This is a genomic window from Geovibrio ferrireducens, assembly GCF_026226615.1.
Taxonomy (GTDB): Bacteria; Chrysiogenota; Deferribacteres; order Deferribacterales; family Geovibrionaceae; genus Geovibrio; species Geovibrio ferrireducens.
Map to the genome: position 1 here is coordinate 13,997 of NZ_JAJAPB010000002.1, position 17,975 is coordinate 31,971.

The 17,975-nt window shown below is 43.4% G+C and carries 15 protein-coding genes, 1 pseudogene and 2 CRISPR repeat arrays; of the genes and pseudogenes, 10 read left to right on the plus strand and 6 right to left on the minus strand.

The annotated features are described in order from the left end of the window. Positions 1-115: 115 nt before the first annotated feature. The 5 genes from rbsD to OSQ85_RS02075 all read left to right on the plus strand — a co-directional run bounded on the left by rbsD (position 116) and on the right by OSQ85_RS02075 (position 4,403). Positions 116-535: a D-ribose pyranase gene (rbsD, locus tag OSQ85_RS02055; RefSeq protein WP_265821004.1), complete on the plus strand. Its 420-nt coding sequence runs from the start codon at positions 116-118 to the stop codon at positions 533-535. After that, a complete protein-coding gene (locus tag OSQ85_RS02060) occupies positions 535-2,040 on the plus strand; it encodes a sugar ABC transporter ATP-binding protein (protein ID WP_265821005.1) in 1,506 nt (501 codons plus the stop codon). Before rbsD ends, OSQ85_RS02060 begins: the two co-directional genes overlap by 1 nt. Positions 2,041-2,068: 28 nt before the next feature. After that, on the plus strand, positions 2,069-3,007 hold the full coding sequence (rbsC, locus tag OSQ85_RS02065) for a ribose ABC transporter permease (protein WP_322874080.1): 939 nt from the start codon (positions 2,069-2,071) through the stop codon (positions 3,005-3,007). 22 nt (positions 3,008-3,029) lie between these two features. Next, a complete protein-coding gene (gene rbsB / locus OSQ85_RS02070; RefSeq protein WP_265821006.1) occupies positions 3,030-3,905 on the plus strand; it encodes a ribose ABC transporter substrate-binding protein RbsB in 876 nt (291 codons plus the stop codon). Between the two features lie 123 nt (positions 3,906-4,028). Then, the gene (locus OSQ85_RS02075; protein WP_265821007.1) at positions 4,029-4,403 is read left to right on the plus strand and encodes a winged helix-turn-helix domain-containing protein; all 375 of its coding nucleotides are present in this window, start codon (positions 4,029-4,031) and stop codon (positions 4,401-4,403) included. Positions 4,404-4,500: 97 nt separating this feature from the next. Beyond that, a CRISPR array of direct repeats spans positions 4,501-4,950; the repeat unit is 28 nt; unit sequence TTTCTAAGCTGCCTGTGCGGCAGTGAAC. A 128-nt stretch (positions 4,951-5,078) separates the two neighbouring features. On the opposite strand, the gene cas6f (OSQ85_RS02080) is transcribed toward OSQ85_RS02075, so the two are convergent. The 6 genes and pseudogenes from cas6f (OSQ85_RS02080) to cas1f all read right to left on the minus strand — a co-directional run. Then, the gene (cas6f, locus tag OSQ85_RS02080; RefSeq protein WP_265821008.1) at positions 5,079-5,576 is read right to left on the minus strand and encodes a type I-F CRISPR-associated endoribonuclease Cas6/Csy4; all 498 of its coding nucleotides are present in this window, start codon (positions 5,574-5,576) and stop codon (positions 5,079-5,081) included. Between the two features lie 57 nt (positions 5,577-5,633). After that, entirely contained in the window at positions 5,634-6,185 is a 552-nt protein-coding gene (cas6f, locus tag OSQ85_RS02085; protein WP_265821010.1) for a type I-F CRISPR-associated endoribonuclease Cas6/Csy4, read from the minus strand. Positions 6,186-6,196: 11 nt separating this feature from the next. Next, positions 6,197-7,207, minus strand: coding sequence for a type I-Fv CRISPR-associated protein Cas5fv (cas5fv, locus tag OSQ85_RS02090; RefSeq protein WP_456152257.1), 1,011 nt, complete (start codon positions 7,205-7,207; stop codon positions 6,197-6,199). Positions 7,208-7,215: 8 nt separating this feature from the next. Beyond that, positions 7,216-8,160 (minus strand): type I-Fv CRISPR-associated protein Cas7fv, encoded by a 945-nt coding sequence (gene cas7fv, locus OSQ85_RS02095; protein WP_265821012.1) that lies wholly within the window; start codon positions 8,158-8,160, stop codon positions 7,216-7,218. A 1-nt stretch (position 8,161) separates the two neighbouring features. Continuing rightward, on the minus strand, positions 8,162-10,759 hold the full coding sequence (locus OSQ85_RS02100; RefSeq protein WP_265821013.1) for a DEAD/DEAH box helicase family protein: 2,598 nt from the start codon (positions 10,757-10,759) through the stop codon (positions 8,162-8,164). Positions 10,760-10,840: 81 nt separating this feature from the next. Further along, positions 10,841-11,299 (minus strand): annotated as a pseudogene (gene cas1f, locus OSQ85_RS02105) (type I-F CRISPR-associated endonuclease Cas1f); the annotation flags it as partial. 193 nt (positions 11,300-11,492) lie between these two features. Between cas1f and OSQ85_RS02110 the strand changes: the two are divergent. The 5 genes from OSQ85_RS02110 (at position 11,493) to pruA (ending at position 17,909) form a co-directional block, all read left to right on the plus strand. Further along, complete coding sequence (locus OSQ85_RS02110) at positions 11,493-11,720, plus strand: antitoxin (RefSeq protein WP_265821015.1); 228 nt, start codon at positions 11,493-11,495, stop codon at positions 11,718-11,720. A 5-nt stretch (positions 11,721-11,725) separates the two neighbouring features. After that, the gene (gene vapC, locus OSQ85_RS02115) at positions 11,726-12,121 is read left to right on the plus strand and encodes a type II toxin-antitoxin system tRNA(fMet)-specific endonuclease VapC (protein ID WP_407649301.1); all 396 of its coding nucleotides are present in this window, start codon (positions 11,726-11,728) and stop codon (positions 12,119-12,121) included. A gap of 53 nt (positions 12,122-12,174) precedes the next feature. Beyond that, positions 12,175-14,185: direct repeats of the CRISPR family, unit length 28 nt; unit sequence TTTCTAAGCTGCCTGTACGGCAGTGAAC. 587 nt (positions 14,186-14,772) lie between these two features. After that, positions 14,773-15,321, plus strand: a complete 549-nt coding sequence (locus tag OSQ85_RS02120; protein ID WP_265821016.1) for a helix-turn-helix domain-containing protein — start codon at positions 14,773-14,775, stop codon at positions 15,319-15,321. A gap of 15 nt (positions 15,322-15,336) precedes the next feature. Then, complete coding sequence (locus OSQ85_RS02125; RefSeq protein WP_265821017.1) at positions 15,337-16,242, plus strand: proline dehydrogenase family protein; 906 nt, start codon at positions 15,337-15,339, stop codon at positions 16,240-16,242. A 32-nt stretch (positions 16,243-16,274) separates the two neighbouring features. Next, positions 16,275-17,909, plus strand: a complete 1,635-nt coding sequence (gene pruA / locus OSQ85_RS02130; protein WP_265821018.1) for an L-glutamate gamma-semialdehyde dehydrogenase — start codon at positions 16,275-16,277, stop codon at positions 17,907-17,909. Positions 17,910-17,975 lie beyond the last annotated feature (66 nt).

Here is a 17,975-nt window from a genome sequence, read left to right on the forward strand (position 1 = left end):
ACTTATTATATCACATTTTAGTAGCGTTCAACTAAATTTTTAGTAAAATTTTACTAAAATATTTACTTGATCTCTTCTTACCGTCTGGTATCATTATTTTATAAAGGGTGCTGATATGAAAAAGGGACAGCTTCTCAACAGCCGTATTTCGGCAGTTATTTCGGAAATGGGGCACACGGATACCATAGTTATAGCAGATGCAGGTCTGCCCATACCCGCTTCCGCGGAAAGGATAGACCTTGCCCTCACCACCGGAGTGCCGGATTTTATCACCACCCTGCTTAATGTCCTCTCCGAGCTTCAGGTGGAGAAAATCACCATAGCCGAAGAGATAATCAAGGCTAACCACACGGTCTGGGACATGATAACCGCTGTGGTGAAGAAAACCGCAAAGGCTCAGGGCAAACCCATTGAAACCGCCATGGTTTCCCATGAAAGGTTCAAGGAAATGACCAAAAACGCTAAAGCCGTAATCCGCACAGGGGAGTGCACCCCTTACGCCAATATAATCCTGCATTCCGGAGTGGTATTCTGATGAACGCTGCCCCCCTGCTTGAGATGAAAAACATCACCAAGACATTCCCCGGAGTAAAAGCTCTGGACAATGTTTCCCTGCGCATTTTCTCAGGTGAGGTGATGGCTCTTCTCGGTGAAAACGGGGCGGGCAAATCGACCCTGATGAAAATACTCAGCGGTGTTTACACAATGGATTCAGGGGAAATGACTTACGACGGCAAAAAGCTCATGGTGCGTGACCCGAAAGACGCGCAGAATAAAGGCATAGCCATCATCCATCAGGAGCTTAACCTTATACCCGAACTGACCGTGAGTGAGAATATATTCCTCGGCCGTGAGCCTGTAAACCCGTTCGGCAAGATAAAATACGCCGAAATGAACGCTCTGGCGGCGGAATACCTCACACGCCTCGGCGAAAAAACATCCCCCTCTGCGAAGGTTTCGTCCCTCAGTGTCGGTCAGGCGCAGATGGTGGAGATAGCCAAGGCGCTTTCCATGAACGCAAGAGTGATAATAATGGACGAACCCACGGACGCTCTGACTGATGTGGAGACGGAAAACCTTTTTAAAGTAATAAATGAGCTTAAAAACGACGGCAAAGCGCTTGTTTATATTTCACACAAGCTTTTTGAGGTGTTTGAAGTCTGCGACAGGGCAACAATCCTCCGTGACGGTACGTTTGTGGATGAAAAGCCTGTCTTTGAACTTGATGAGGAGAGCATAATCCAGCTTATGGTGGGCAGACCTCTTCTTGAAAGATACCCTAAGTCTGAGTGTGCGCAGGGAGAAGTTGTTTTCGAGGCGGACAGTCTCACCAACCATCTTGTAAGCGACATCAGCTTCAAGGTGAGGCAAGGCGAAGTTGTGGGCATAGCCGGGCTTATGGGCTCCGGCAGAAGCGAAGTCGCCAAAACGGTCTTCGGTGTGCTCCCGCTCACTAAAGGGGAGATCAGGCTGAACGGAAAGCCGCTCAAAATAACCCATCCGGCCGGAGCAATAGCAGAAGGCATATCATATGTATCAGAAGACAGAAAACAGCTCGGCCTCATACTCGGCATGACAATAAAAGAGAACATCACCCTGCCCGCCCTGAAAAAATATCAGAATGCGTTCAGGCATGTTTCATATGATAAAGAGACCGAAACCTCCGAGGAATACATAAAGAAAATGTCCATAAAAACCACAGGCCCGTCACAGAAGGTAGTAAACCTCAGCGGTGGAAACCAGCAGAAGGTGGCAATCGCCAAGGGAGTGGTCACCGAACCGAAGGTGCTTATTCTGGATGAGCCCACAAGAGGTGTGGATGTCGGCGCAAAGAAAGAGATATATGAGCTGATAAACCTGCTCAAGGCCGACGGAATGGCTATTATACTCATTTCATCCGAACTGCCGGAGGTTCTGGGCATGAGCGACCGCATACTCGTCATGAGTGCCGGGCGCATAGCGGGCGAACTCAGCAGAAGTGATGCCACACAGGAAAAAATAATGACGCTCGCCATAAGCGGGCTTACGCAGACCGCCTGATAAATACATTAAAGACGGGGTTATTTATATGAAAATGACGGTTAAGGAATTTCTGATCAGGTTCAGGCCGCTTCTGGGTCTGCTGATTCTTGCTGTGATAGTTTCGCTTCTGAGTCCGAGATTTCTCACCGTCAGCAATATCCTCAACGTCCTGCGCCAGACATCCATTAACGCAGTCATGGCAGCAGGTATGACATTCGTCATCCTCACAGGCGGCATTGACCTTTCTGTTGGTTCCATACTCGCCATTTGCGGCGCTGTTGCCGCATTCATGATCTCAAGCGGGTTTGACCCTTATATAACCATAGCGACCACCCTTCTTCTGGGAACTGTTCTGGGAGTTTTCGCCGGGGTAATCATCACAAAGGGAAAGGTGCAGCCGTTCATCGCAACCCTTGTGGCTATGACTCTTCTCAGGGGCGCAACCCTTGTTTTTACAGACGGCAAACCCATATCAACCGGATTTGACGAAGGCTCGGATGTTTTCGCATGGTTCGGAACAGGCTATGTTCTGGGGATTCCCGTTCCGGTTTTTCTGATGATTCTTGTTTTTGCCGTTTCTTACTATGTGCTTAAGTACACCCGCTTCGGAAGGTATGTTTACGCTGTCGGCGGAAACGAAGAAGCCTCCAGACTCTCAGGTGTCAGGGTCAGCAGGGTCAAGACCGCAGTTTACGCCATAAGCGGCCTTCTCTCCGCACTGGCGGGGATAATCCTCACCGCCCGCCTCTCCTCCGCGCAGCCCACAGCGGGTGCCGGGTATGAGCTTGATGCCATAGCTGCTGTCGTGCTCGGCGGAACAAGCCTCGCAGGAGGCGTGGGAACAATCTTCGGAACTCTGATCGGCGCACTGATAATCGGCATACTTAACAATGCACTTAACCTCATGAACGTGTCCTCATACTACCAGATGATCGCTAAGGGGGCGGTGATTCTCATCGCGGTCCTTATGGATAGAAAGAAATAACACTTATAAAAGGAGAGTCGGCATGAAAAGGATCTTAGCTATCGCGGCGGCTTTCATTGCAATCACTGCAATGTCCGCCTTCTCTGCACAGAAACCCGTGGGGCTTGTTGTTTCCACACTTAACAACCCGTTCTTTGTAACGCTCAAGGACGGAGCCGTGGCAAAGGCAAAGGAGCTCGGTGTTCAGCTCATTGTTCTTGACTCGCAGAACGACCCCGCAAAGGAAATTGCAAACGTTGAAGACCTTCTTTCAAGAGGTGTCGCTGTTATACTCATCAACCCCACTGACTCTGACGCTGTGGGCAACGCAATCCGCATCGCAAACAGGGCGAAAGTTCCCGTTGTCACCCTTGACAGGGGCGCAAACGCTGGTCAGGTTGTTTCGCACATCGCCTCAGATAACGTAGCCGGCGGCAAAATGGCCGGCGAATACATAATCAAAAGCCTCGGCAAAAAAAGCAATGTTGTGGAACTTGAGGGAATACCCGGAACATCCGCAGCCAGAGACAGAGGCAAAGGCTTCAACGAAGCGCTTAAAGGTTCGCAGATCACTGTTATCGCCCGCCAGACAGCGGACTTCGACAGAACAAAAGGGCTTAACGTAATGGAGAACATCCTTCAGGCTCAGCCCGTGGTTGACGCTGTATTCGCCCATAATGATGAAATGGCGCTCGGCGCTCTCAGAGCTATTCAGGCTTCCGGCAGAAAAATCATGGTTGTGGGTTTTGATGCCACTGATGACGCTGTGAAAGCTGTTAAAGACGGCGCACTTTCCGCAACTGTCGCTCAGCAGCCCGCTTTCATAGGCGCTAAGGGTGTTGAGACCGCCAAAGCTGTTCTTGACGGCAAAAAGGTTCCCGCAAGCATACCCGTAGGGCTCAAACTCGTAACAAAATAATACTTACATACATCACCACCCTTGGGCGGGGGAAACTCCGCCCTTTTTTGCATTTTTTGCGGCTTTTTCCGTCAGACTCATGTATAAATAAGAATAAATCTAAAAAGAACAAAGGGTTTCCCCATGAATAAGACAAACGATCTGTTCAGCAAATCCGCAGGAGAATACACTTACGGCGGCAGAGTCTGGATCGACAAAGGCGGAAAAAACTTTCTCGGACTGGGCAAAATACACTTTCTTGAGCTTATCAAGCAGCACGGTTCCATGTCAAAGGCTGCTTCTATCCTCAATATGTCATACAGCAAGGCGTGGGGTATTGTTGACTCCATGAACACTCTGGCCAAAAAACCTCTGGTTGTGAAGAAAACAGGGGGCGCAGGCGGAGGCGGAGCAGAGCTCACCGAGGAAGGGGAGCGGGTGCTTGAACTTTACTGGGAGTTTTCAAGGAACTTCGAACTGTTTCTTCTGGAACAAAGAGAAGTTATAGAGCAGCTTTAAAAAGGCCTCCGCAGCAGGTGTTCTGCGGAAGCCGCATGTTGTTTTCAGTGGTTTCCTGTCTCAGGATTCAGGAATTTTTCAGATATATCTTCTTTACCTTCTAGGCTGCCTGTGCGGCAGTGAACATGTACGAGTGGGCGCTCTTCGCTACCGACATTTTCTAAGCTGCCTGTACGGCAGTGAACCAAGGACCCACTTCTCGACAATCAAATACAATTTTCTAAGCTGCCTGTGCGGCAGTGAACCGGCTCAATCCCCATCGCCCGAAGCAGCTTGTATTTCTAAGCTGCCTGTGCGGCAGTGAACATTAGGCACAACCACAAAACCGCATTTATCAGTTTCTAAGCTGCCTGTGCGGCAGTGAACGTTTCTCCTGCGCCTTCGGGTCCGTGTGTTGATTTCTAAGCTGCCTGTGCGGCAGTGAACTCTTTCCGCAAGAGTCAGATTCATATGCCTGAGTTTCTAAGCTGCCTGTGCGGCAGTGAACAGCGGTCATTGACGCTTTCAGGCATCGGATTATTTCTAAGCTGCCTGTGCGGCAGTGAACCGTAGACAGAATAGCAAAAAATTTTATCTATAAACAAGAAGCAAATTTTCAGCATAAAAAACCCTTTTATTCAGTCCTTTTTGAAACAACTGGTATAAAAGGGTTTTTAATTTTGCTAAAAAAAAGGGTCAAAACCAGGGAACAGTAGAAACAGAGCTTAGCCCGTATGTGCTGAACCCTTTTCCGGCTCCCGCGCCTGCTGCCTCTTCATGGCGGATGTAGAGGCGGAATTTCTGCCCGGTGCTTTTACTGTTCAGAGTTATAAAAGGCAGATCAAGCATCTTCGCTTTTGAGTCCGGAACCTTTAGCTTTGCTTCTTCTTCACTCATGCCAAACTTCCTGATGCTGCGTCTGCGGAGCCTTTCCGGGCTGCTTTTTGCCTGTACCCTGCTTACTATGCAATAGGCAGCATTATCCGGAACCTGGCGGATGCGCCCTATATCCGCATAGTCGGCCATGCGCCCCATAGCCTGATGCGAAATGACGCTCTCTAAAGACTCTTTTTCTCCGTGCAGCCGCATAACTTTGCCAAGGTTTTTCTGTCCGTTTTTTACATCGGGAAAACTTATGCCTACATCCCCTCTTGCCTGTTCAGCAAGAACAAGATGCAGCTTCTCAAAGAGCATATTCAGTATAACCTAATGCCAATCCTGTTTCTCCATAAAAAACGGCCGTTTGCTATGTTAAAACCAAGGAATAGTTGCGGTATTGCTAAGCCCAAAAAAGTCGAAACTGCCAAATGAAGGTTCAGTTTTTAACTCGCCAAAATTAATGTATCTGCGATGCTTATGCCCGTTTGAGACACTATCTAACTCAAGATATGGAAGCTCCAAACCCTTTGAAAACATTTTAGCTTTATAATTCTTTATGTCTTCTTCAGATATCGAGCCCCTATTTATTAGCCTACGAAGCTTTGACATGCTCATTGTAGGCTGTACTCTTGAGACAACTCTATACATAACGCTTTCAGGGACAGGGTTTATCTCTGAGATAAGGCAATCTAGCTTCAATTTATCAAGCCATTCTCCATCCTCAAATTTTTTAAGCTCGCCTGCATTTCCATGTATACGAATAGTGTTCCCAAGCTTTACTTGATAATGAGGAAAGCTAACCCCGATTTCAGAACTCTTCATGTCATAAAGTTGTTTATGTAAGCATGTGTATGTTTTATTAAGCAAACAGTTTTCAGGTATATCTTTATTTGGAAGTAGCGTAACTTCAATATAATGCTTCATATTTTTTACCTCTAACGAATTTTTGAAACATATGCTAATCCCTTCTTGCCAAGGTAAAAACTTGAAACACCCGCATGGTCTATAAGAGTGGATAACTCCTGCGCTCTCTCAGAACTTACATCAATATTGATGGTAAGACTCCCGCATGCTTTCCTCAGCGTATAAACAACCTCCCCCTCCCCTTTCAATCTCTCTTTTGCCATGTAGGGGTTGCCCCACACTTTTTTTTGCTCACATTTTGCATGGAATTTCATAAAATCTTTTTTCGTCAGCATCATTTTTGATATTCCGCTGATACAATTCTTTTTAGACAGGGCACTTGAAATGTCATATTTAGTTTTTAGACGTTCAAGTTGAAGATAAAGTGCAGAGCAATAAAGGTTTAAAGGTTTTAAATTGCCTTTAGAATCAGCATATTCAACATCCTTAAAGCAGTTCTTCAATACATTAACGGCCAATGCGGCTAAACCTTCATTTTTGACACTTTTTTCTTTGTTTAACTTTTCAAGTCTTTCAACAACTGAAATAGGATTCGGCTCTAAAGAAATATCTCCGGTAATATTTTCAATAATAAATCTGCATAATTCTTCGAAGTTTAAATATATTATTCCCCAGAGTTCTCCGGAATAGTCAGAGTTAAAAATTGGTGAATCTGTTTTGATAATACCGGAAAAAGCATTTTGGTCTGTGTTGCCGCTCATATTTCGGAGATATACGACTTCGTTTGTAATTTTGGCTTCATCCGTGAATGTCACCTTATCTTCAATATCTTTAAAGTAATATTTACCATATTTCTCCTCATTTCTTGATTGATACAGTTTTTTCTGATCTCCAATAAGACGGCAGAGTATTCCCATAACCGTATCGTGGGTAACATCTCGCCTAAGATAGTTTTCTTTCTTTTTTTTCATACTCTGTATAGAACCCACATAACTGCGGTCGTCCTTGGGCAAGGGTTCGTTATTGCTTCCGTCAAGAAATGAATTTCGCCATGATGATTCATATTGAATGAAAATCCGCATGAGTTCACCTATTTCTTATAAAAATAAACAGCATAAGCAGATTCCGGCTTTTCTGAAATTAGACTCTCATCATGCTTGATACGCATCATTTTGTTGCTGTCGTTGTAGTCCACCAGAACAGAGTCGACAAACATATAAGATTTTGCCTGTCTGATGGATAAATCTTTGATTTTGCTGATAGTAAATTCAATTAAGCATTGTATGGCTATATCGTCTAAAAGAATTCCAGCCTCACCTTCTTCAAATATTGTTCCTCTTCTTACGTAGTTAGAGTGAAATTCTGCTTTAGGACTCAAATCAGGGTTAATTGACTTTATATATTGCTGGACTTCTGCTGCAACCTTTGCCCCATCATGATCTTCTATTTTCATTGCAGCACGATCAAACTTTGCATCTAAAGAAATAAACTGTAACTGTTCTATACTGATTGAACCGTATGAAATATATTTTGTATCGCCGAATGTTGTCTTTGAAAAAAAGGATGAACTGTCTCTGGTACCTGCTTGTCCAAATTGTTCAAAATTACCGTTACCGAGCTGATCAACAAAATCTTCCAGAAGAAGGGGACTGGTTCGCTTGTTCTGTGATTTAGGTACAACATACCCTCTTATTAAACCTGTTGCAGATGCAATAACTTTTTTCATGCCCTTATCTGATGCATAGTGGATATCAAATGCCTGCTCCCTAAATAAATGGTGACGAATACAATTCTGACTTATATAGAGGGGGGTGTCCTTGAAGTTAATATCTGTTGATTCTTTTTTATACTTATATCCATTATCTTTAACTTTTCCTGTCAGATTAGAATAACCGCGCAATTTAGGCAAAGTGTGATTTTCAACAGTTTTGCCATCTTCACCAGTAAGTACTGTGGGGCCGTTCCAATTAACAACGCCGTGACCGAGTGCTTCGATTTTGAAATCAACACTTTTAATTCCTGTGATTTTTTCCATACTAATCTCCTTTTCCACTAATTTTACTGATATCTAAATAGCCAACAGGCTGAGTATCAGACATGACATAATAAATTGAATTAGGATGCGGTGCTGAATTTATTTTGTTAAGATCTTCTGGTGTATAACTAAGATAGATGGGTTCAGTTTGTTTTCTGGCATTATTAAGTAACGAATTATCGTTATATGATTTCTTTGTTCCTTTGATATTATGGTGTTTTTTTGCCATAAAAGTTAAAAGATTTTTCCTGCTGTCTCCATTTCCACATATAACATGCATAGGAGCTGTGAGGAAATCAGCGTTGTCTTCTTCACTTACAGCGTAGTCATTTTTATACTCTATACTCTGTAAAGAAGCCGCAGAACAAACTGCCATTTGTACAAACCTGTTTTCTCCTCTTAAAGAGTACTTTTTAATTTTTATTTTCACTTTTTTTGTTTCAGGAAAAGAAACAGGATCGAGAATTTTTGTATTAATGAGCTCAATACCTGTATTAAAAGACATAAGCAAATCTTCCTGAATAATTTCGTTTGAACTTTTATCTTGATAGAATTCGTTGTATATTTCGTATAATTCTTTGATAGTGACAGACTTATTAGTAATTCTATTTTTGATAAACTGATACCATCGTACAGCAGAACCAAAACAATTCTGTGAATTCAGAAAACGAGCGCATCTACTCTTTTGTCCTCCTTTTAAAATGCCTTCCGGGGCTGCATAGATGTAGATATTTTCTGCTGTACTTTCACCGAATCTATCTAACCTGCCTAATCTTTGCAGAAAATTTTCAGCAGTTGTGAATTCTGAAATCATTGCAGAACAGCTTATGTTTAGTGATGCCTGAATTATCGGTCCACTACGCACAACATCATATTTCTTCGTACCGCCATAACAAAAATTTTGATATACCTTATCAAATAGGTTATCTCTATCCTTTTTCAGAAATTTTGAATGAAGAAGAAGAGAATTCTCATTTTTATGATTCATAATGAAACTGATTTGAGCCGTTGTTGCGGTGTTGCTGATAACGAAGGTATCTTTTAATGGTTTGCTATAAAATGGGTTTAAATCATCATGCGCGCTTTCATCGTATTCAACAAATTGAATACGGTATGGGTTTGAGTTAAAACTCTCTATTCCTATTACGTCTTCACAATCTATATCCAGAACATCTTTAACAAAAAGATAGTGAGGGGTTGCAGAAACTAGAAGCGTATGAGCATATTTCCCTTTGAGTTTTTTACATTCAATCAACTCCATAAAAAGAAGATTAATTCCTGGAAGATTAATAAGTTCATGAAATTCATCAAAAATAACATGAGAATTCATAAATTGATTCAGACTGGTTACGTGATTATGAGTTGTTATAGTGTTAATTATTTGGTCAACTGTGGTTATAACAATATCACCTGAAAACTGTTCAGAATGTTCTATCTGCTGTTTCTTTCCGTTTTTAATTAAGTACTTGAATTCTCCAGTATTAATTTCGATAGAAATTCCTGGAAGATAATCATTTGACGATAAGTCATTTAACAGACCCATACAAACATGAATTCGCGGGCAAACCCATACTATTTTATCGGCATTTGTTAATTTCGCCCACTCTAACGCAATCTTCGTTTTTCCACACCCGGCAGGACCATTCAGTACTGAAATATTTCCAGATAATGAAAGTTTTCCTGCGGCTTCGGACTGCAAAACGTTCCTATTGTTAAAAGGATATCTTGCCTCAAACCCTTTGATACAATTTTCTATATGTTCTCTAATATTTGACTTATGGCTAAATATATTTTCAACTAATTTATGCAAAGATTTATTTTTGATAAACCAGCTTAGTTCCTCATTCTTAAGAGCAGAAACTATTCTGTCTGCTGAAATTACAGAAGACCGTATAAGACTATTTTTTGCATTTTTGAGAATCGTGCGTCTATAATCTAAAAAGGATGATCTTTTACTGTATTGCTTATATTCAGGAAGCTTCATACCATCTAAAGATGCAAAAGGAACTTTATCTTGTGTTCTGTGGAAATCAGGTAATCTATTTGGATATCCGTAATCGTCTGCTATTGAATTCACATTATCAACAATATCAGATGATAAAATAAACAAATTATTTAGTTCATTTTCTCCTATATTTTTCAATAGCATACTAAAGATTGTTGCTGCATCCTGAAAATCAGCCTTTCTTATGGGTTTTGCGTGGTGCCAGAATATAGCATGCTTTATTCGTTCAAGATTTTCTTGGTTAATTTTGTCAGAACGAGCCTGAAGTACAAAAAGCAAAAATGATATTTCGTTATGTCTCGGATGTTTTTCAAAAAGAGATTGTTTGTTTATGTGCTCCCCATCTTCCGGTATTTCCAAAAAACTCTTCGACAAATTATCAGAAACCCATTTGGAGTATACAGGTTCAACTTTTCCAATATCGTGGAGTGCTCCTCCGTAATATGTTGATTCGCATAGTTTTTCATCTTCCGGGACAGAAACAGATATAATTTTGGATGCAATATAGCCAACAGCAAAAAGATGCTCAGCTAAATCCTGTTTATTTGTATTTGCGTACATTCTGTTATTGGAATTATTTCTTATAGGTGACATATCAATATTTCCATTCTATTTTCATTATACATTCTGCACATTTGAAATCTGTCCCAGAGCCCGTTTCAGCATGGTTTCATTAATATCAAATCTTTTTTCGTCAAAAAACCTGCTGTTAATCCATTTTTTACCTATCAAACCGATACGTGCTGTCTGGAACATTTTTGCTGCCTCAAGCCGCAGGGTATCATCAAACCAGAACTTAGCCCAAGCCTGTAAGTACTCTGTGGGGCGGTATTCAGACTGCGGAGAAAACCACACAATGTCCGTGTTCATTTCCATCGCGCTGAAAAGAGGTGTTCCGCCGCCGCCACAAAAGCCAACCATTACCCCGGCTTTGGAAAGCTCACGCACAGCAGCCTGTGTCAGCGATGTGCCGGAGCCGAGAAGAATCACAGTTGTATTGGCAATGGGAATATTGTAGTAATGCGATTCCTTGCCCTTCTCCACCACATACTCGACCCGTCCGCCGTTTACAAGAACGCGGCAGTGTTCCAGATAGTAGAGATTTGCCCGCTTTGAAATAAGAATTGTTTTCATTTCAGAAGGAGTAAAAGTCTTCACAGATCTATCCTTAATGCTTTTTGGATATTATAGCATATCTGCAAAAAAGTTTGCTTTTCGTTATTCACTATTTGTCTTTGAGGCGGTGAACAAAAAAAAAATCAAAAACATTCCATAATCAGGTTGAAAAATCCTGTATACCTTATATTGTATATACAAGAGGTGCGTCATGAGCTATGCAAAGGTTTTTAAAAGCGGAAACAGTCAGGCTGTGCGGCTTCCAAAGGAATACAGTTTTGATGTTGAGAAAGTTCGTATAAAGAAAATAGGCAGCATGATCATTCTGGTGCCAGAAGGCGATGTCTGGGAAAATTTCAGGCTCTCTCTTGATATGTTTGACAGCTCATTTATGAGTGAGAGAAACCAGCCTGAAATTCAGGAAAGAGAGGTCTTTTAATGTACATGCTGGATACGAACATCTGCATTTATATCATTAAGCAGAAGCCTATGGAAATTGTTGATAAGTTTCAGTCATTCCCTCTGGGTTCAATCGGCATTTCCGTTATAACCCTTGCTGAACTTGAATACGGTGTAAGTAAAAGTCAGAGCATTCAAAAAAACAGAGACGCCTTAGCACTGTTTGTGACGCCGCTTGAGATTCTGGATTTTGACAATGCAGCAGCGGCTGTTTATGGAGAAATACGAGCCGAACTTGAAAAAAAAGGAAATATCATAGGTTCAATGGATATGCTCATAGCCGCTCATGCAGTTTCAGTTAATGCAACTTTGGTAACAAATAACACAAAGGAATTTGAGAGAATAAAAAAACTGAAACTCGAAAACTGGGCGCAGAAATAGCTGCCTGTGCGGCAGTGAACAGTAGTAGAGCGTTGAGAACACCCATTACAATCTTTCTAAGCTGCCTGTACGGCAGTGAACGGGTTGATGAGCAGTACTCAAAGCTGATTCTCTTTCTAAGCTGCCTGTGCGGCAGTGAACACTTACGGTAGTGTTTGTCAGGGTCACTGATATTTCTAAGCTGCCTGTACGGCAGTGAACCCTCAAAGGAACTTACGATAACGGCTTTTCGTTTTCTAAGCTGCCTGTACGGCAGTGAACATTATATCGGCTCTACAGCCACCGCGATTTTCTTTCTAAGCTGCCTGTACGGCAGTGAACCAGAAAATCTTCAAGCTCGCTCGCTTCCATCGTTTCTAAGCTGCCTGTACGGCAGTGAACTTGCGCACTCTCGTTGCCCGCGGGGCGATACTTTTCTAAGCTGCCTGTACGGCAGTGAACCTCCATAGCGGCTTCATATCTCGCTTCCATGCTTTCTAAGCTGCCTGTACGGCAGTGAACTAGGTTCTCTCTGGTGTCAGTTAAACACCGTTTTTCTAAGCTGCCTGTACGGCAGTGAACTCAAAAAAGCCTGCACACAAGCCGGACGCTTAATTTCTAAGCTGCCTGTACGGCAGTGAACTTCTGACCGTGCGCCCTTCGGTCTTACTTTCATTTCTAAGCTGCCTGTACGGCAGTGAACTGAATTGCTAAAAGCAAGGGACGATCTTCGATTTTCTAAGCTGCCTGTACGGCAGTGAACTCAACCACCGTGCCTTCAAAACTGGTATCTGTATTTCTAAGCTGCCTGTACGGCAGTGAACATAGCCGGACTGAACTCATGCAATTTTGCTGATTTCTAAGCTGCCTGTACGGCAGTGAACGTTTTGATAACATATACACGCTATCCTTTGGATTTCTAAGCTGCCTGTACGGCAGTGAACGCCTTCCAAAAACGCCTGAATACGATAACAACTTTCTAAGCTGCCTGTACGGCAGTGAACTCATATTCATTATGGTTGATGTAATAGCGCAGTTTCTAAGCTGCCTGTACGGCAGTGAACCTCAGCTATCGACTGAACCGTTTCTTCATAGCTTTCTAAGCTGCCTGTACGGCAGTGAACATGAGCCCGATTATCGAATCCGATGATGAACTTTTCTAAGCTGCCTGTACGGCAGTGAACGGAGTCAAGTCATTGCGCCATTTGCCCGGCACTTTCTAAGCTGCCTGTACGGCAGTGAACAAACGCCGGAGTTGTTGAACCTGTTCCGACTTTTTCTAAGCTGCCTGTACGGCAGTGAACATGACTTGGCAAAAGCTGTAATGCTGCGTGAATTTCTAAGCTGCCTGTACGGCAGTGAACCTGCCCGAACTGCGGTTTCAGCAAGTGCGGAGTTTCTAAGCTGCCTGTACGGCAGTGAACGAACAAAATCATAATCCCCCTGAGTGTAAACATTTCTAAGCTGCCTGTACGGCAGTGAACCCGGCAGACCGGAGGAAAGGTGGTTAAGGCGATTTCTAAGCTGCCTGTACGGCAGTGAACCAGATTGCCAGTATATCCGCCAGCTGCAAGTCCTTTCTAAGCTGCCTGTACGGCAGTGAACGATGCTATGATACAATATCAGGTGCCGTTTGATTTCTAAGCTGCCTGTACGGCAGTGAACGATAATGAGATTGCCCGCATGGGCATGCTTTCTTTCTAAGCTGCCTGTACGGCAGTGAACTTCCGTTATCGTCTATCACTTCCCAAGGAACATTTCTAAGCTGCCTGTACGGCAGTGAACTAGCCATGTTTACCTTACCTCGTTTTTTTAAATTTCTAAGCTGCCTGTACGGCAGTGAACGGAACATCATATCGGCGTATGGCATGAAGGCATTTCTAAGCTGCCTGTACGGCAGTGAACCGGCTGTGACTGCTGTACCTGCACCAGATACCTTTCTAAGCTGCCTGTACGGCAGTGAACCTATAAAAAAATAACATTTTTTATTTTTGTATTTTCTAAGCTGCCTGTACGGCAGTGAACCATTAACCTCATATTCAGTCAATTCACGTATATTTCTAAGCTGCCTGTACGGCAGTGAACTGATTACATAATATCAGAACATATTAACGCAAAACAGAAAATATTTAAAACTGCATTAAAACCCTTTTTTCTGCACCTTAGCTTCTGCATTGATAGTAAAGGGATAAATTCACGCATCAAAAAAAGGGTCAGAATACACAGGCTCTCTTCCAGTGCCTCACCACTTCGTTTCATATAAAAAACAGAATGGCTGAATTTTTTTTAAATATTCTTAACCATCATTTTCAGCCTCATAAATAACTCGTTGTAACCTAGCTAACAATAAACAGCGTTTTGAAAAAGTATGTGTTTATTTTTTAATTATTGATAAAATGCTCAAAACTTTTCATTATGGTTAACTCAAAAAACTTTGCTGAAAGCGGCATTTGCTCAATATGCCCTATCCTTTTTTTATAATATAAAATCCATTCAATAATAGCTTTTGTTATCTTCCAAACAGAAAAAGATAAGCTTTGTAATAAATATTACAATTACAATGGGTCATTACATACCTCCCCTCAGTGAACTTCGGAGCCATCCAAACCCATTGACATCTCATTAATGTTCAGTATAATGAACAGCATAGTGAAATAAAAAAGAGGTATATTTTGGACTTCGGCAAGAAAGTTAAGGAATTGAGACATGAGCGCAAAATGTCTCTCCGTGACATGGCAAAAGTCAGCGGATGCAGCATATCTTTCCTTTCACAGGTTGAGCGGAACCTTGTTTCACCCACTGTTGCCAGCCTTCGCAAAATATCCGAAGCGTTAGGAGTCACCATAACCTCTTTTTTTGATGTAGCCGAAGGGGAAAAAGATACTGTTGTCGTTCGAAAAAATGAACGGGTTAAGTTAACTTCCAAGGCTTCCAAAGTTGTTTACGAATCCCTTAAGCCGAAGGGAGCCAACTCCGTTCTTGAACCGCTTTACCATATACTTGAAAAAGGTGCGTACAGCGGAAACGACTACAACCTGCATGTTGGGGAGGAGTTTGTATACGTACTTCACGGTCAGGTGGAGATAACGCTCGACAAAAAGACTATGGTGCTTAATGCGGGCGACAGTGCCGTGTACAACTCCAACATTCCACATAGATGGAGAAACACTTATGACGGTGAGACCATACTCCTATGGGTCAATACTCCGCCGACTTTTTAAAAATCGGAGAAAGAAATGTTTAACACATTAATTGCGAACTCCATGCCTTACATGCCGAAAGCGCTGGTTGGTTTTTTTGCAAAAAGGTACGTCGCAGGCGCACTGCCTGAGGATGCCTTCCGCATGACCAAGGCTCTTAACGCTGAAGGGGCTATGGGAACTGTTGATTTGCTTGGCGAGTTCACGGACGACATTAATAAAGCCAAACAAACGGTCGAAATGTACAAGCTTGTCCTCGACAACATTGAGGCGCAGAACCTTGATACGAACATATCCATCAAGCCCACTGCGTTTGGTATTCTCCTCAATGAGGAAACATCCACCAAGTACATGACGGAAGTAATAAGCTATGCGTACAGCAAAGGAATCTTTGTCCGCATAGACATGGAAAACCACCCCTACACAGACTACACAATTGACCTCTACCTCACACTCAGCAAGGAAATGCCCAAAAGCTGCGGAACAGTTTTACAGGCATGCCTTAAACGCACACTGGACGACATAAAACACATAACAGAATCCACAGACCGGGCAAACATCCGCCTTTGCAAAGGTATTTACAAAGAACCCGATGACATAGCCTACAACAACAGAAAGAAGGTTCAGGAAAATTTCCTTGCCTGCCTTGAACTGCTTTTCCAGAAAAAAGCATACGTCGGCATAGCCACACACGACGATGTTCTTGTGAACGGCGCTATGGAACTCATCAAAAAATATAAACTCGAAAAACATGAGTACGAATTCCAGATGCTTCTCGGAGTGCGCTCTGAGCTTCGTAAAAGACTTCTTGCCGAAGGACACAGGCTCCGCATCTACACTCCTTTCGGAGAAGACTGGCTTCCGTACAGCATCCGCAGGCTGAAAGAAAACCCCGCCATAGTCGGCTCGGCTATTAAGGGCTTCCTCACCGGCGGTAAATAACCCTCTAATAATGAATACAAAAGGAGCAGCGAATGAATAACGGCGTGTTTAACGTACCATTCCCCCAGAACGAACCGGTATTTGAGTACCGTGAAGGCAGCAAAGAGAAAAAAGAGCTCAAAGCCGCTCTGAAAGAGCTTTCTGAAAAATATACAGAAGTCCCCGTAATTATAGGCGGAAAAGAAATCAAAACAGGCAACACTGTTGAAATAACCGCCCCCTTTGACCATTCCATAAGGCTCGGCAAGTACCACAAAGCAGGCCAGCCCGAAATACAGCAGGCAATAGACGCCGCTATGGCAGCCAGAGAAGCCTGGGGCAAGATGCCTTGGTTCCACAGAGCGGGCATTTTCCTTAAAATCGCTGAGCTCATCTCCACCAAATACCGTGCGCAGATGAACGCGGCTACCATGCTTTCCATCGGTAAAACCGCTGTTCAGGCCGAAATAGACTCCGCATGCGAGTTGATCGACTTCCTCCGCTTTAACGTATATTTCATGCAGCAGATATATGCAGAGCAGCCCCTGCACAACTCAAAAGGCGTGTGGAACTCTCTTCAGTACCGTCCTCTTGAGGGCTTCATACTCGCTGTTACGCCGTTCAACTTCACGGCTATTTCCGGCAACCTGCCCCTTGCTCCTGCGATGATGGGTAATGTGGTTCTCTGGAAACCGTCAGGCGACGCAGCCTATGTCCCAAATCTTCTTATGAAGATATTCAAGGAAGCGGGACTGCCGGACGGCGTGGTTAACTACGTTCCATCCGATGCGAAAGACATATCAGCAGCAACCTTCTCCAGCCCCGACTTCGGCGGCATCCACTTCACAGGCAGCACAGGCGTTTTCAAAAATATCTGGGAAACAATCGGCAAAAACATCTACACATACAAATCATATCCGAGGATTGTCGGCGAAACCGGCGGCAAGGACTTCATCTTTGCTCACAAATCAGCGGATCTTGATGCTCTGGCTGTTGCCTCCGTCAGAGGCGCTTTTGAGTATCAGGGGCAGAAATGCTCTGCCGCATCAAGAGCATACGTCCCTATGAGCATGAAGGACGCTTACCTTAAGAGAGTTAAGGAGCTTGTGGGCGAAATCAAAATGGGCTCACCCATGGATTTCAGAAACTTCATGACTGCTGTTGTCTCAAAAAGAGCCTACAAATCAATCATCGCCTACATTGACTATGCAAAACAGGCAACTGATGCCGAGATAGTTATTGGCGGCGGATATGACGAATCCAAAGGCTGGTTCATCGAACCCACTGTAATCACCACTCAGAACCTTGAGTTCAAAACTTTCAGAGAGGAGATCTTCGGGCCCGTTCTGACTGTTACCTTCTATGAAGACGAAAAGTATGAAGAATACCTGAAACTCTGCAACTCAGGCAACGAATACGCCCTTACTGGCTCCATATTCGCCAGATGCAGAGATGCGATAATCACAGCTTTCGAGCTGCTTGAGGACGCAGCGGGCAACTTCTATATAAACGATAAACCCACAGGAGCAGTTGTGGGACAGCAGCCTTTCGGAGGCGGCAGAGGTTCAGGAACAAACGATAAGGCAGGCAGCTACCTCAACCTTATCCGCTGGGTAAACACCCGCACTGTAAAAGAAACCTTTGTTCCGCCGCTTGCGATAGGCTATCCTCATATGGAAGCAGAGTAACTTATTGATTATTCAGGTCGGGCGTTGACAAAAGGAGTTTTTGTGAAATGATATTCTAATCAACGA